Genomic DNA, 14,603 nt, shown 5'->3' with positions numbered 1-14,603 from the left:
TCGATCATTCACTGGTAAGGGCCGTGACCGGGTCGAGCCGGGCAGCTTTGCGGGCCGGCATGAAGCCGAAGACAACGCCGGTGATCAGTGCACAGGCGAACGCGCCGATGGCGGCCGCCAGGGAAAAAGCGACCGCGACTTCGCTGAGCACCAATACGCCACCGACGATCAGCGCCAGGGCGATGCCGGCGATCCCGCCGACCACCGAGAGCATCACCGCTTCGGTAAGGAACTGGCGCAGAATGTCGCGTTGACGGGCTCCGGTGGCCATACGGATACCGATCTCCCGGGTGCGTTCGCGCACGGTCATGAGCATGATGTTCATCACCCCGATACCGCCCACCAGCAGCGAAATCGCCGCAATCGAACCGAGCATCAGCGACAGCGTATTCTGCGTGCGGGCTTCGGCTTGAATCATCGCGGCATTGTTGGTGAGTTCGAAATCGTGTTTGCCGTTGTGCAGGCGCAGCATCAACTGCTCGATGGCTTTTTCGGTTTCTTTGACCTTGCGCGCATCGGCCGCGGCAATGGTCACGTATTCGGGGTTTTGGGTGCCGAACAGCCGGACACTGGCCGCCGAGTAGGGCACGGCGATCCGGTTGTCGCTGTCGGAGTCGCCGGAGCTGGCGCCTTTTTCCGCGAGCACGCCCACGACCTGAAAGGGCACGTTCTCGATCAGGATGTATTGGCCGATCGGGTTGGCGACATCCTTGAGCAGCTTGGTACGAACTTTATGGCCGATCACTGCGACCGCCGCCGCGTTGTGTTCATCGGCCTCGGTGAAGTAACTGCCCTGAACCACCGGCCAGTTGAAAATCGCTGGAAAATTGGTGTCATTGCCGCCGACATAACTCAGGTGGTCGAGGTTGCCGAAACGCACTCCGGCCTGCGCGCCATTGACCGGCATGATCCGCATGACCTGCGGCAGGCTGGCCAGCGCCGCGACGTCATCGAGGGTCACGATGCCCGGCGGAGTGCGCGGGTTGGGGGCGGAGCCGCTGAGGTAAATGATGTTCGAGCCGAATGCCCCCATCTGCGCCATCACCTGACGCTTGCTGCCTTCGCCGACGGCCAGCATCACCACCACCGAGGCGACGCCGATGATGATCCCCAACAGCGTCAGGGCGGTGCGGAAGCGATTGATCCACATCACCCGCCAGGCCGCGTGTATGGCATCGACCAGTTCGCCTTTCCAGGCGCCGGTGGCCTCGGCGCCTTCGGTCAGCCGCTTGCGTAAGTCCACCGCCTGCAGCGCACCGGGATTGGCTGAGGTCTGGGCGGCGGGGTTGTCGCGGGCGCTGTCGCTGATGATCAGGCCGTCACGAATTTCGATGACGCGTTTGGCCCGCGCCGCCACGTCGCGGTCGTGGGTGATGAGGATCACCACGTGGCCCTGGCTCGCCAGTTCGTCGAGCAGCGCCATGACCTCGGCGCCACTGTGGCTGTCGAGGGCGCCGGTGGGTTCGTCGGCGAGAATGATGTGGCCGCCGTTCATTAACGCGCGGGCGATGGACACCCGTTGCTGCTGGCCGCCGGAGAGCTGATGCGGACGGTTGCCGGTGCGCGACGCCAGGCCGAGACGATCGAGCAGGGCGGCGGCGCGGGCATGGCGCTCGGTCGCCGGAGTGCCGGCGTAGATCGCCGGCATCTCGACGTTTTCCTGGGCGGAGCCGGACGGAATCAGGTGGTAACCCTGAAACACGAAACCGAACGCTTCGCGGCGCAGCCAGGCCAGTTCATCGCTATCAAGTCGGGCGACGTTTTCACCGGCGAACAGATACTCGCCGGACGTCGGCCGGTCGAGGCAGCCGAGGATGTTCATCAGCGTCGATTTGCCGGAGCCGGAAGCGCCGACGATGGCCACGAATTCCCCGGCATGGATCGACAGGTCGATGCCGCGCAATACATGGACTTGCGGCGCGTCGCCGCCGCCGTAGGATTTACGAATGTCTTGCAGGTCGATCAGAGGCGTTTGCATTCAGCCTCCGCTGCCGTCGACGGGGCCGATCAACAGGTGATCGCCGTCGTCCAGTCCGTCGAGGATCTGTACTTTCAGGCGATCGCTGATGCCGGTGCGCACAGTGCGTTGCTCGATGTCGCCGTTTTGGGCGACGACTCGAGCCGATTGACTGTCCGCTTGCGGGCCGCCCTGCAAGGCCGCGACCGGCGCGGTAAGGACGTTTTTTGCCTGATTGGAAACGAAGAACACTTGGGTGGTCATTTCCGCCATCAGCGCGTTGTCGGCGTTGTCGACGTCCAGCAGCACCGTGTACAGCACCACGCGGGCAGTGCCGCTTTTATTGGAACTGGAGGGGCTGCCGCCGCCGCGGCTGGTCTGATCCAGCGGTTTGGGCGGTATCGGCAAGATCTGCCGGACCGTGCTGCTCCAGCGCCGATTGCCGCCACTGAGCGTGGTGAACCAGGCGGTCATTCCGGGTTTGACGTGTCCGATATCAGCCTCCGAGACCTCGGCCCAGACTGTCATGGGCGACAGTTTGGCGATGCGCAGGATCAGTGGCGTTTGCTGCTGGGCGTTGAGGGTCTGGCCTTCCCGGGCGTCGAGGGCGACGACCGTTCCGCTCATCGGTGCGTAAATGCGCGTATAGCCGAGTTCGGCCTGATCGCTGCGCAGGCTGGCCTGGGCCTGGCGGATCTGTGCCTCGAACATGTCGATGCGCGCCTGGGTTGTACGCAGTTCGGCCTGGGCCGTTTGCACATCTTCGTCGCGTGTGGCACCGCCGACGGCGAGGTTCTGTTGGCGTCGATATTTCTGCCGGGCCAGATCGTGTTGTGCCCGCTGCTCCTGAAGCTGCGCCTTGAGGTTGTCGATGGAAAAACGCCCGGCGTCGAGTTTGGCCTGCTGGGTGGAAGGGTCTATTTCCACCAGCAACTGGCCTTCCTTGATCACATCACCGACCTCCACATGAATCTTTTGAATCTGCCCCGAGGCCTGGGCGCCGACATCGACATACCGCCGCGGTTGCAGGGTCCCCAAGGCCGTGACGCTGCTTTCAATGTCGCCGCGAGCGACCTGGACCGTGGCGAACCGATCTCGACCGGGAGGCAGAACCTGCCAGGCCGCGACGGCGATAACGGGGATCAGACAAAGGGCTACAAGCAGGGCGCGTCGGGTGTGACGGGGACGTTTCATGCAGGGTTCCGGCCAATAGGAATCGGCCCGTCGTTCAGCTGACGCGCAAATCTGGCGACAGCCGAACGCTGTCGGAGGGCCGACAGACACGGGGAGCTGTCCTGTAAACGATGAAGGCGGCGGGGAATTTAAGCGTGGACATATCGAGTTACGAGCAAGGGTTACAGGTATAGGACAGCACTATTTATCAAGCAAATAGAAACAGCGCTTTAAATCTATATGAGAATTACTATAAATTACACGCTCGAAACTGCCACCATCGTGCCACTGCCTGCCTGGCGGTCGCGGATCTGGTTCAAGGATAGAAACCGCACCCGTTGCGGCCGGGAGTCATGTTGGAAAACTACTATCGCGAGCTGGTGTGTTTCCTGAACGCCAAGCTAGGCAACCGTCAGGTGGCCGAAGATGTGGTGCATGACGCTTATCTGCGGGTGCTGGAGCGTTCCAGTGACACGCCGATCGAACAACCCCGGGCGTTTCTCTATCGCACCGCGCTCAATCTGGTGATCGACGACCATCGCCGCAATGCCTTGCGTCAGGTCGAATCCCTGGACGTGCTCGACAGCGAAGAACGCTACTTCACGCCATCCCCCCACAACAGTATCGATCACGGTCAACGCCTGGACATGCTCCAGCGCGCACTGGCGGAGTTGCCACGGCTGTGTCGCGAGAGTTTTCTTCTGCGCAAGATCGACGGCTTGTCGCACCCGCAAATCGCCGAGCACCTGGGTATTTCCCGGGCGCTGGTGGAAAAGCACATCGTCAATGCCATGAAGCATTGCCGGGTGCGCATGCGCCAGTGGGACGCCCACTGATCGGCCTAGGCGCAATGCCAGCCAGTTAAGCCGCGGAACCTGTGGGAGCGGGCTTGCTCGCGAAAGCGGTGTGTCAGGCGACATCAATGTTTACTGTTCCGCCGTCTTCGCGAGCAAGCCCGCTCCCACAGGGATTTCGCTTAACTAACTGGCATTGCGCCTAAGGGGCGTTAAATTTTTTTTCATTGTCCTCGTTCCTATTCAACAGACGATCTGCTGCCGCCAAAGGCCGGTCAGGTCACCCAGGCTTTATCCCCGCTGCTCCGGGGTTCATCCAGAGGACACTGGAAATGACACAGGCAATTGCATCGCCCATCGTTCACGACCTGATCGGCGTCGGTTTCGGCCCTTCGAACCTGGCTCTGGCCATCGCCCTGCAAGAGCGCGGGCCGAGCCAGGGCGAGCTGGATGTGCTGTTTCTCGACAAGCAAGCGGACTACCGCTGGCACGGCAATACCCTGGTCACCCAGAGCGAACTGCAGATTTCCTTTCTCAAGGACCTGGTGACGCTGCGCAACCCGACCAGCCCGTATTCCTTCGTCAACTACCTCAAGCACCACGGTCGTCTGGTGGACTTCATCAACCTCGGCACCTTCTATCCGTGCCGCATGGAGTACAACGACTACCTGCGCTGGGTCGCCGGGCAATTTGCCGAGCAGAGCCGCTACGGCGAGGAAGTGCTGGCTATCGAGCCGGTGCTGCACCACCAGCAGGTTGAAGCGCTGCGGGTGATCTCGCGTGATACGCAAGGCCAGCAGCATGTGCGCACTACCCGTTCGGTAGTGGTCAGCGCCGGCGGTACACCGCGCATTCCCGAAGCGTTCAAGGCACTCAAGGATGACGGCCGGGTGTTCCACCACTCCCAGTACCTGGAGCGCATGGCCAAGCAGCCGTGCGTGAACAACCAACCGATGAGCATCGCGATCATCGGCGGCGGGCAGAGCGCGGCGGAAGCCTTCATCGACCTGAACGACAGCTTCCCGTCGGTGCAGGTGGACATGATCCTGCGCGGCTCGGCCCTGAAGCCGGCCGATGACAGCCCCTTCGTCAACGAAGTGTTCTCGCCTGAGTTCACCGACCTGGTGTTCCAGCAAGCCAGCAGCGAACGCGAGCGCCTGGTCAACGAGTACCACAACACCAACTATTCAGTGGTGGACATCGACCTGATCGAACGCATCTACGGCATCTTCTACCGGCAGAAAGTCTCGGGCATCGCGCGCCACGCGTTCCGTACTTTGACTACTATCGGAAAAGCCACCGCCACCGAGCGGGGTATCGAGCTGGCGGTGCGCAATAACGCCACCGGTGAAGTCACGGTTCGCCATTACGATGCCGTGGTGCTGGCCACCGGTTACGAGCGTCAGATGCACCGCAAACTGCTGGCGCCGCTGGAACAGTACCTGGGTGATTTCGAGGTCGATCGCAACTACAAACTGATCACCGACGAGCGCTGCAAGGCCGGCATCTATATGCAGGGCTTCTGCCAGGCCAGCCACGGCTTGAGCGACACCTTGCTGTCGATCCTGCCAATCCGCGCCGATGAAATTGCCGGTTCGTTGTATGACCATGGCAAGTCGCGTGGGCATGGTCGGTCGGTGATGGATTTATTGTTGGCCACGGCGAGCTGATATTGAGTCGCTCCTGAAAAGATCACAGCTGCCGCCACGCCTACTACAGGACCGTGTCCGAAAGGGGTACGGTATTTCAGAAAAGTCCTACAGAAAGCCTGGGAGGTCTTCCGTAGCCTTGCGCCCTCATTAATCTGACACCCTTCAGGGGGGCGCCATTGTCGAACAAGTCCTTACGCATCCTGATCGCTGACGAACAACACTTTAACCGGCTGAGAATCGAGCGCTGGTTCAACCAGCTCGGTTATTACCGGGTAGCGCCGGTGCAAAGCCTGGAAGAGTTGCTGACCCTGGTGGAGTACGGTCGCGAACCCTTCGATCTGTTGGTCATCGATGCCGCGCTGGCGGGTGGGGATCTGGACTTGGTGGGTTACTGCCTCGATAACCGGCAACTGGAGCGTGTGCTGATCTACGACGGCCAGCAGGCTTGGTTGCCACCGCTTCCGGCCGGGGGGCAGCAGAAGATTCAGATCAGTCACGTCTTGTTGCCTGACCTCGCATCAATTCAACGTTTGATGGCGTTCGTTGATCCGCAGGACCGTTCGTCGGAACTATCATTTCTGTCAGGTAGTTCAGTCCGGTTTTCCATGTAAGAGTCTATGCGCAGCTACTGCGTCTAATCCGGACCTTGCCCATGGGCAATGAGTGCTGATCGTCGTGTTTTTGCCTAGGGAGTTGCCATGAAGTCAGCGTTGGTTGTGGACGATCATCCGGTGATTCGCAGCGCAGTCAAAATCGTACTCAAGCTTGAGGGATACAAACACATCTACGAAGCCTCCAGCGGTAATGAAGTCTTGCCGATGATTCGCGAACACAAGCCTGAACTGGTGGTGCTGGATCTCAACATTCCGTCCCTCGACGGGCTGGATGTGCTGGCACGGATTAAGGCTGGCGAGGTGCGGTGTTGCATTGTGGTCTTCACGTCCCAGGAGCCGATGTTTTATCAGGATCGATGCATGCGAGCCGGTGCCTCGGCCTATGTCGCCAAGACTAACGATCTGCAGCATCTGCACAAAGCCGTGCACGCCGTGATGAGGGGATACACCTATTTCACGCAGCTGCCCTCGAGTTCAGTGTCATCGAGCATGTTGCAGCGCAGCGAAAAGCAGATGATCGACAATCTGTCGGACCGCGAATTGACGATCTTCCAGCATCTGGCACGGGGCGTGAGCAACAAGGACATCGCTGACACCATGCATTTGAGCCACAAGACCGTCAGTACCTACAAAACCCGTTTGATCGGAAAACTCAACGTGGAATCGTCGGTGCATCTGCGTGATCTTGCCCGACGCAATCATCTGATCTGAATGAACGCCCTCCGACCCTTGCGCTGCCTGAAAAGCTTGCTGTTGCTGGGACTTGGCCTATGGGTGTCGTATGGCAGTGCCCAGCCGCAAACCTTGACATTGCTGGGTCGTTCCTACGCGCAAGGGTCTACGGTCAAGCTGTCGGAGGCCGATTCACGCTGGCTGCAGCAAAAGGGCCGGTTGGTGCTTGCCGTCTCTGCCCCGGATTATCCCCCCTTCGACATCACTACCACGGGCCATGCGTTGGAGGGGGTTACGGCGGACTACGCCGGTTTGCTCAAACAGCTCTTGCAGGTGGAGATCGACGTTCAACGCTACGGGTCGCGAGAAGAGGCAGTCCAGGCGCTCAAACAAGGGACGGCTGACCTGCTGGGAACGGCTAATAGTTATGAGGCACAGGATCCGCTGCTACAGAAGTCCAGCGCCTATGCCGTAGATCAACCGGTACTGGTGACCCGCACCGATTCGCATCAAACGCTGACCCCGGCACTGGCCGGCAAGCGCCTGGCGATGCTGTATCACTACTTGCCCGAGCAATACGTGCAGCAGTTTTATCCCGAGGCACGGGTCGAGCTCTTTCCTTCGACGCTGGGGGCGGTGGGGGCCGTGGCGTTCGGTCAGGCGGATGTCTATCTGGGCGATGCGATCAGCGCCCATTACCTGATCAGCAAAAACTACCTGAACAACGTCCAGCTGGCTGATTTCTCTGCCATGGAGCCTGGCCGTTTTGCCTTTGCCATGGTCAGCGAAAATCGCCGGTTGCTGCGTATCGTCAACCAGGCGCTGACGGCGATCACGACCAATGAACAAATGAATATCTTGCGCCGCTGGGGAGGCGCAGGCGCCTCTATTTCGGGCACTCAGCCATTGCATTTCAGTGTGACCGAGCAGCATTGGCTCAAGCAGCATCCGCATTTGAGGGTAGCGATCAATGAAAATCTGATGCCGATTTCCTTCTTCGACAGCGAAGGCAGGTTTCGCGGTATTGGCGCTGATGTATTGGAGAAAATCAGCCTGCGCACAGGCTTGACGTTCGACATACGACCGACAAAGTCCGTCGCTGAAATGTTCGAGTGGATCAGGACCGGGCAGGTCGATCTGGTGGCAGGAATCAGCCCCAGCATCGAACGTGAAGCCGAGTTGCAGTTCACTCGCCCGTTTCTGACCAGCCCGAATGTACTGGTGACTCGCGCAGAGCCGGGCAGCCCCATGACGCTTGATGACATGGCCGGCAAAACACTGGCCGTCACTCAAGGCAACAGTGCCGGCGAATTCATCCGTCAGCATTTTCCGCAGATCCGGCTGGTCAATGCACCGTTGACGGCAGATGCGATGGAAATGGTCGCCCAGGGTAAGGCTGACGGCGGTATCAATTCGTTGATCGGCGCCCGCTACATGATTTCCCGGCTGTATCGCAGTCGTCTGCAAGTGACAAGCACCGTTGGCGTCGATCCCGCTCGCAGCACGCTGGCGACCGGTCGGGACGCCCCCGAGCTGCATTCGATACTGGACAAGGCGCTGCTCAGTATCGCCCCCGAAGAGATCGACGAGATGACTCAGTATTGGCGCAATGACCTGATGCTGGAGGAAAGCTACTGGCTGCGTCATCGCCAGCAAATTCTCCAGGCCTTCGTCGTGGCTGGCGCCTTGTTGCTGCTCGCCCTGGCCTGGATCGTCTGGCAGCGTCGGCAGATTCGTCAGCGTCAGCAGTGGCTCAAACAATTGCAGGACGCCAAGGACGCCGCCGACGATGCCAACCGGGCCAAGACCACGTTCCTGGCCACCATGAGCCATGAGATCCGCACGCCGATGAATGCACTGCTCGGCATGCTTGAACTGGCGCTGAAACGGGCAGACGAGGGCATTACCGACCGCGCGGCCATCGAGGTGGCGTCAAATGCCGGGCAGCAGTTACTGGCATTGATCGGCGACATTCTGGACATCGCCCGTATCGAGTCCGGGCATCTGTCGCTGTCGCCGGAGCGGGCCAATTTGCAGGCGCTGGTAGTGTCGGTGTGCCGGGTCTTTGAAGGCCTGGCACGGCAGAAGAATCTGCAGTGGCGGGTCGAACTGGACGAGCACAGCGACCGTGATGTGCTGATCGACCCCACGCGTTTCAAACAGGTGCTGTCCAATCTATTGAGCAATGCAATCAAGTTCACCCACGAAGGCGAGGTCAGTCTGAGCGTACGGATTGTGCCCGCGCCGCCTGACCGTCTCGTGGTCAGTGTGCGCATCGAGGACAGCGGCATCGGCATCAGCGCCTTTGACCAGCAACGACTGTTCAGCCCTTTCGTGCAGGCCGGGAACAGTCAGCAATCAGGCCGACAGGGTTCCGGTCTGGGGCTGGCGATCAGCCGCACGTTGTGCGAAATGATGGGGGGGCGTTTGCAGCTCGACAGCCTTCTGGGGTGTGGCACCCGGGTGGACATCAGCCTTGAACTGGTCGCATTGCACACGATGCCCGTCATTGAAATGTCGGAGAATGAATCACAGATAAAGATCCGCCCTCTGACGATTCTGGTGGTCGATGATTACCCGGCTAATCGGTTGTTGCTTTCGCGGCAACTGAGTTATTTGGGGCACCACGTTCGGGTCGCGGAGGATGGTCAGCAAGGTTTCAAGCAATGGCGTGAACACACCTTCGATCTGGTCATCACCGACTGCAACATGCCGGTGGTCAGCGGTTATGAACTGGCGGGTGCGATCCGCGATGAGGAACGGTTTGAAGTGGGGCAACCGACAGTGATTCTGGGCTTCACCGCCAATGCGCAACCCGAGGTGAAAACCCGTTGTATTGAAGCAGGTATGGACGATTGCCTGTTCAAACCGATTCGATTGGTCGACCTGAGTGCATGGTTGGCCACGAGATTTTCCAGCGAACCGGCAGGCGCGACCGAAGGGCTTTCCATGGTCGAAATCGATTTAAGCGGGCTGCAGCGATACACAGGGGCCGACTATGAACTGATCACCCAACTGTTGCACGACCTGGCCGTGACCAACCGCGATGATCGCGAACGCCTGCTGCAAGAACATGCCAGCGGCAATCACCACGGCTTGCAGGACCTGGCACATCGCATCAAGGGCGGGGCGCAGATGGTCCGGGCGCTGAGCCTGGTCGAGTGTTGCGAACAACTGGAGCGTGCATGTGGCAAGGGCGATGCCGCACTGATTGACGCAGCCGTCGATCAGTTGCATCAAGCCATGACGCGCCTGGACCACAGTCTTGAGCAGGGTTGAGGCCTGATCTCCCGTCTATCGCCTGCCTCAAGCGATGTCACTGTGACTGAACTCCTCCCCGAGAAAGTCGATCAAGGTCCGCACCGACGGCAACAATCCGCGTCGTGAGGGGAAGATCGCATGCACGATCCCGCACTTGGGTGTCCAGCCCGGAATCAGTTCCACCAGTCGTCCGGCGGCAATCTCATCACGCACCACTACGTTGGGCAGGTGGGCGATGCCGATGCCGGCGAGCACCGCGTGACGCAAGGCCAGCAAGTCGTCAGTAACCATTCGAGGCGTATGACGAATCAGCGCGCTGGCACCGTCGGCACGGAACAATTCCCACTGATATTCACGCTGCGCGCCACCCCAATGCACGCTTGGCAGACCGCTGAGATCAGCCGGCGTGGCCGGTGACGACAAACGCTGCGCAAACGCCGGACTGCCCACCAGGCATTGGGTGCTGTTGCCCAGCACCTTCATCACCATGTCGGTGTTTTCCAGCGGTGGAAAGCGCACTCGCAGCGCGATATCGAACCCTTCGTGGATCAGATCGACCCGGCGGTTGGTGCTTTCGATGAACAACTCCACCAACGGGTATTTGAGCATGTAGCGGGTCAGCATCGGCCCGACCCAGGAATTCAACAGCGCGGTCGGGCAACTGATGCGCACCAGGCCCTGGGGTTCGGAACGATTGCGTTCGATCAGCTCCGCAGCGCTTTCGGCTTCCACCCGCATGGCCAGGCAACGCTGGTAATAAGCCTGGCCGATTTCGGTCAACGAGCAATGCCGGCTGGTGCGGTGCAGCAGCCGCACGCCAAGGCGTTCTTCGAGCTCGGCAATGCGTCGGCTGAGCTTGGATTTGGGCATGTCCAGCGCGCGCCCGGCCGGGGCGAAACCGCGGTGTTCCACCACCTGAGTGAAGTAGTACAGGGTATTGAGGTCTTCCACCATCGTTCTCCAAATAGAACGCTAAGGCTGATTTTTGCAGTCTAGCGCAGTAAAGGTCGTGGTTTTAAGCTTTGTCCATCGCGTCACACAACAGATTTGGAGGAAAAGATGAAAAACATCATCGGTATCTACACCAGCCCACGAACCCATTGGGTCGGCGACGGTTTTCCGGTACGCACGCTGTTTTCCTACGACAACCTGGGCAAACACATCAGCCCGTTTCTGCTGCTGGATCACGCCGGTCCGACCGAATTCACCCCGACCACCGAGCGTCGTGGCGTTGGTCAGCATCCGCACCGTGGTTTCGAAACCGTGACTATTGTTTACAAGGGCGAAGTGGAACACCGCGACTCCACCGGCAGCGGCGGCAAGATCGGCCCCGGCGACGTGCAATGGATGACCGCGGCCTCGGGGATTCTTCATGAAGAGTTCCACTCCGAAGGTTTCGCCAAGAGCGGCGGCACCCTGGAAATGGTGCAGCTGTGGGTCAACCTGCCGGCCAGGGACAAGATGGCCGAGCCCGGTTACCAGACGATTCTCGACGGTGATATCCCGAGCCTCCCGCTCAAGAACAACGCTGGCAGTCTGCGCTTGATCGCCGGTGAATTCGACGGCCACAAAGGCCCGGCGCGGACTTTCACGCCGATCGACTTGTGGGACGTTCGCTTGAAGGCCGGCAAGTTGCTGACCCTGGATTTGCACGAAGGACGCAACACCGCACTGGTGGTGCTGCGCGGCACGGTTCAGGTCAACGGCCCGGAACTGGTGCGCGAAGGGCAGTTGGCGTTGTTCGAGCGCAATGGCAATCAGCTCAGCCTGCAAGCCAATAACGACGCTGTGGTGCTGCTGCTCAGCGGCGAGCCAATCGACGAACCGATTGTCGGCCATGGCCCATTCGTGATGAACAGCGAGCAGGAGATTCACCAGGCCTTTGCTGACTTCCAGTCCGGCCGCTTCGGTCGGATGCCCGGTTGAAATCAATGTTGTAACGCTGTGACGTGCCGGGCTTGCCTGACTACGCTTGCCTGGCCACGTTTAAACGAAAAAACAGAGTTCACTTACGCCGGCCCGTTCGGCATCGATAAAAAGCGAGGATTACTCCATGACTACTTCCTACAAACGTCTCGACAAAGATAACGCCGCCGTTCTGCTGGTGGATCATCAGGCGGGTCTGCTTTCTCTGGTGCGCGACATCGATCCGGATCGTTTCAAAAACAACGTGTTGGCCCTGGCCGACCTGGCCAAGTACTTCAAGCTGCCGACGATTCTGACCACCAGTTTCGAAACCGGCCCCAACGGTCCGCTGGTACCGGAACTCAAAGAGTTGTTCCCGGATGCGCCGTACATCGCGCGCCCAGGCCAGATCAATGCCTGGGATAACGAAGACTTCGTCAAGGCGATCAAAGCCACCGGCAAGAAACAACTGATCATCGCCGGTGTGGTGACCGAAGTCTGCGTGGCATTCCCGGCGCTGTCGGCCCTGGCCGAAGGCTTTGAGGTGTTCGTGGTGACCGATGCTTCCGGCACCTTCAACGAATTGACCCGTCAATCGGCGTGGGATCGCATGTCGTCCTCCGGTGCCCAGTTGATGACCTGGTTCGGCCTGGCCTGTGAACTGCATCGCGACTGGCGCAACGACGTGGAAGGTCTGGCGACCCTGTTCTCCAACCACATCCCGGACTACCGCAATCTGATGACCAGCTACAACACCCTGACCAACGCCAAGTAACCCGGCAACATCTATCTAATGTGGGAGCGGGCTTGCTCGCGAAGGCTGCTTAACATTCAACAATAACGTTGACTGTTACACCGTTTTCGCGAGCAAGCCCGCTTCCACATTGGTTTTGTGGTGTTTTGTCGATCGGAGGCTTCGCCAGCTCCTACAATCTGTGAGATCTTCGCGCCATTACCCTTGCTGGAGTTGCTTGATGCTGTCACTGCTCACCGATCACCCGTTGCTCAGCGCGCTGATTCTGATCCTGATCGATCTGGGGCTGTGGCGTTTGATCACCGCCAGCGGCAGCAACTGGAAACTGGCGGTGCGGCTGGTGATTTTTTCGCTGTTCAGCGTGCTGCTGTTCAACGAAGGCTTGAACCCCATGGAACCGGCGCCCTGGGCCGATAATGTGCCGTTGCACCTGGCGGCGACCGGTTTGCAAATTGGCTGGTGGCTGTTCGCCGCGCGCACCCTGACGGTATTGATCGGCGCGGTGATGATGCAACGGGTCGGGCACACCGGGCGTTTGCTGCAGGATCTGCTCGGCGCAGTGATTTTCCTGATCGCGGTCATCGCCGCCCTGGCGTACGTACTCGAATTGCCGGTCAAGGGCGTGCTGGCAACGTCCGGCGCGTTGGCGATCATCGTCGGCCTGGCCTTGCAAAGCACCCTTAGCGACGTGTTCTCCGGAATCGTCCTGAACACCACCAAACCCTATCAACTGGATGACTGGATCTCCATCGACGGCACCGAAGGCCGGGTCACCGATATCGACTGGCGTGCCACGCGCCTGCAAACCGCGCAAGGCAGCATGGCGGTAATTCCCAACTCCCTGGCGGCCAAAGCCAAGATCGTCAACTTCAGCCGGCCCAGTGACATTTTCGGGGTGTCGATCAGCTTGCAAGTCAGCCCCCATGCTCGTCCGCAAACGGTGATTGATGCACTGGAGCGGGCCATGCAAGGGTGCCGCTTCCTGTTGGCCAAACCGGCGCCGAGCGTGTCGTTGAAAAGCTCCGGCAGCACCGGCGTGGAATACGAAATCAGCGGCTTCGTGGTCTCCATGGATCAGAAGCGCATGGTGCGTAATCTGCTATTCGATCTGGCATTCCGGCATTTGCAGGCGTCCGGTGTCAGCCTGTTGTCGAGCGTCGAACCCAGCGCGCCTGCCATCCTGTCCCGGCCGCGAGCGCTGCTGGACAGCTCGAACATCTTCTCGACCCTGCGTCAGGAGGAGAAAGAAACCTTTAGCCAGAACATGAAGCTGCAAACCTTCCGCGCAGGCGAAATGATCCTGCCGGCGGGGGAGGTCAGCGATCATCTGTTCATCATCGAGTCTGGTGTGGTGTCAGTGGCGCTGAGTCGCGGTGGCAAAAAGTTCGAGGCCGGGCGCATGGGGCCGGGTGAGGTGATCGGCGAGGCCGGGATTCTTTCCGATGAATCGGCGCTCGCCGACTTTTCGGCCAAGACTTTTTGCACGCTTTATCGCATCGAGAAGGAATACCTCAAACCGTGCCTGGATGCTCGCCATGACATCAACGAAGCGATGAAGGCCTTGCTGGATTTCCGTATGCATACGGCTCAGACGCTGATTCAGGAAGTGCCTAAGGTGGTGGCGAAGAAGGGGTTTTTGCAGTGGTTGCGCAGTCGTAGCGGCTGATGTGTTGGCTGCCTGTTCCGGCCCCTTCGCGAGCAAGCCCGCTCCCACACTTGATTTTTGCCGGACACAAAACTTGTGTTCACTGAAGATCTAATAATGAAATGGCTACCCCCGCCGCCCTCTGCGATCGCCCACTAAGCTTTCGCAGGGGGCTC

The 14,603-nt window shown here is 59.7% G+C and carries 11 protein-coding genes; 8 read left to right on the top strand and 3 right to left on the bottom strand.

Going from position 1 to position 14,603, the window contains the following annotated elements; genetic code table 11:
- Nucleotides 1–4: 4 nt before the first annotated feature.
- Together IC37_RS21135 and IC37_RS21130 are read right to left on the bottom strand one after the other, a co-directional pair.
- Nucleotides 5–1,978 (bottom strand): MacB family efflux pump subunit, encoded by a 1,974-nt coding sequence (locus tag IC37_RS21135; RefSeq protein WP_030131481.1) that lies wholly within the window; start codon nucleotides 1,976–1,978, stop codon nucleotides 5–7.
- Nucleotides 1,979–3,151, bottom strand: coding sequence for an efflux RND transporter periplasmic adaptor subunit (locus IC37_RS21130; RefSeq protein WP_030131482.1), 1,173 nt, complete (start codon nucleotides 3,149–3,151; stop codon nucleotides 1,979–1,981). It abuts the gene before it with no gap.
- 332 nt (nucleotides 3,152–3,483) lie between these two features.
- Between IC37_RS21130 and IC37_RS21125 the strand changes: the two genes are divergently transcribed.
- From IC37_RS21125 to IC37_RS21105, 5 genes are all read left to right on the top strand, one after another.
- Nucleotides 3,484–3,966: a sigma-70 family RNA polymerase sigma factor gene (locus IC37_RS21125; protein WP_030131483.1), complete on the top strand. Its 483-nt coding sequence runs from the start codon at nucleotides 3,484–3,486 to the stop codon at nucleotides 3,964–3,966.
- Nucleotides 3,967–4,256: 290 nt separating this feature from the next.
- The gene (locus IC37_RS21120; protein WP_030131484.1) at nucleotides 4,257–5,594 is read left to right on the top strand and encodes a lysine N(6)-hydroxylase/L-ornithine N(5)-oxygenase family protein; all 1,338 of its coding nucleotides are present in this window, start codon (nucleotides 4,257–4,259) and stop codon (nucleotides 5,592–5,594) included.
- Between the two features lie 158 nt (nucleotides 5,595–5,752).
- Complete coding sequence (locus IC37_RS21115) at nucleotides 5,753–6,187, top strand: response regulator (protein WP_051414867.1); 435 nt, start codon at nucleotides 5,753–5,755, stop codon at nucleotides 6,185–6,187.
- An 87-nt stretch (nucleotides 6,188–6,274) separates the two neighbouring features.
- Nucleotides 6,275–6,901, top strand: coding sequence for a response regulator transcription factor (locus IC37_RS21110; protein WP_030131486.1), 627 nt, complete (start codon nucleotides 6,275–6,277; stop codon nucleotides 6,899–6,901).
- The gene (locus tag IC37_RS21105) at nucleotides 6,902–10,141 is read left to right on the top strand and encodes a transporter substrate-binding domain-containing protein (protein WP_030131487.1); all 3,240 of its coding nucleotides are present in this window, start codon (nucleotides 6,902–6,904) and stop codon (nucleotides 10,139–10,141) included.
- A 27-nt stretch (nucleotides 10,142–10,168) separates the two neighbouring features.
- On the opposite strand, the gene IC37_RS21100 is transcribed toward IC37_RS21105, so the two are convergent.
- Nucleotides 10,169–11,077 (bottom strand): LysR substrate-binding domain-containing protein, encoded by a 909-nt coding sequence (locus tag IC37_RS21100; protein WP_030131488.1) that lies wholly within the window; start codon nucleotides 11,075–11,077, stop codon nucleotides 10,169–10,171.
- A gap of 105 nt (nucleotides 11,078–11,182) precedes the next feature.
- On the opposite strand from IC37_RS21100, the gene IC37_RS21095 reads away from it, so the two are divergent.
- The 3 genes from IC37_RS21095 to IC37_RS21085 all read left to right on the top strand — a co-directional run bounded on the left by IC37_RS21095 (nucleotide 11,183) and on the right by IC37_RS21085 (nucleotide 14,448).
- Nucleotides 11,183–12,049, top strand: coding sequence for a pirin family protein (locus IC37_RS21095; RefSeq protein ID WP_030131489.1), 867 nt, complete (start codon nucleotides 11,183–11,185; stop codon nucleotides 12,047–12,049).
- Between the two features lie 127 nt (nucleotides 12,050–12,176).
- Complete coding sequence (gene ycaC, locus IC37_RS21090; RefSeq protein ID WP_030131490.1) at nucleotides 12,177–12,803, top strand: isochorismate family cysteine hydrolase YcaC; 627 nt, start codon at nucleotides 12,177–12,179, stop codon at nucleotides 12,801–12,803.
- Between the two features lie 199 nt (nucleotides 12,804–13,002).
- Nucleotides 13,003–14,448, top strand: a complete 1,446-nt coding sequence (locus tag IC37_RS21085; RefSeq protein ID WP_030131491.1) for a mechanosensitive ion channel family protein — start codon at nucleotides 13,003–13,005, stop codon at nucleotides 14,446–14,448.
- Nucleotides 14,449–14,603 lie beyond the last annotated feature (155 nt).

The sequence above is a fragment of the Pseudomonas sp. QTF5 genome (genome assembly GCF_000512695.2).
Lineage (GTDB): Bacteria > Pseudomonadota > Gammaproteobacteria > Pseudomonadales > Pseudomonadaceae > Aquipseudomonas.
The sequence above is the reverse complement of the archived record's forward strand: the minus strand, read 5'-3'. Positions and strand labels throughout refer to the sequence as shown.

What these genes read in the sequence shown, in the direction of transcription:
- IC37_RS21135 (WP_030131481.1), bottom strand. Translation starts at nt 1,978, where the DNA reads ATGCAAACGCCTCTGATCGACCTGCAAGACATTCGTAAATCCTACGGC.
- IC37_RS21130 (WP_030131482.1), bottom strand. Translation starts at nt 3,151, where the DNA reads ATGAAACGTCCCCGTCACACCCGACGCGCCCTGCTTGTAGCCCTTTGT.
- IC37_RS21125 (WP_030131483.1), top strand. Translation starts at nt 3,484, where the DNA reads ATGTTGGAAAACTACTATCGCGAGCTGGTGTGTTTCCTGAACGCCAAG.
- IC37_RS21120 (WP_030131484.1), top strand. Translation starts at nt 4,257, where the DNA reads ATGACACAGGCAATTGCATCGCCCATCGTTCACGACCTGATCGGCGTC.
- IC37_RS21110 (WP_030131486.1), top strand. Translation starts at nt 6,275, where the DNA reads ATGAAGTCAGCGTTGGTTGTGGACGATCATCCGGTGATTCGCAGCGCA.
- IC37_RS21105 (WP_030131487.1), top strand. Translation starts at nt 6,902, where the DNA reads ATGAACGCCCTCCGACCCTTGCGCTGCCTGAAAAGCTTGCTGTTGCTG.
- IC37_RS21100 (WP_030131488.1), bottom strand. Translation starts at nt 11,077, where the DNA reads ATGGTGGAAGACCTCAATACCCTGTACTACTTCACTCAGGTGGTGGAA.
- IC37_RS21095 (WP_030131489.1), top strand. Translation starts at nt 11,183, where the DNA reads ATGAAAAACATCATCGGTATCTACACCAGCCCACGAACCCATTGGGTC.
- ycaC (WP_030131490.1), top strand. Translation starts at nt 12,177, where the DNA reads ATGACTACTTCCTACAAACGTCTCGACAAAGATAACGCCGCCGTTCTG.
- IC37_RS21085 (WP_030131491.1), top strand. Translation starts at nt 13,003, where the DNA reads ATGCTGTCACTGCTCACCGATCACCCGTTGCTCAGCGCGCTGATTCTG.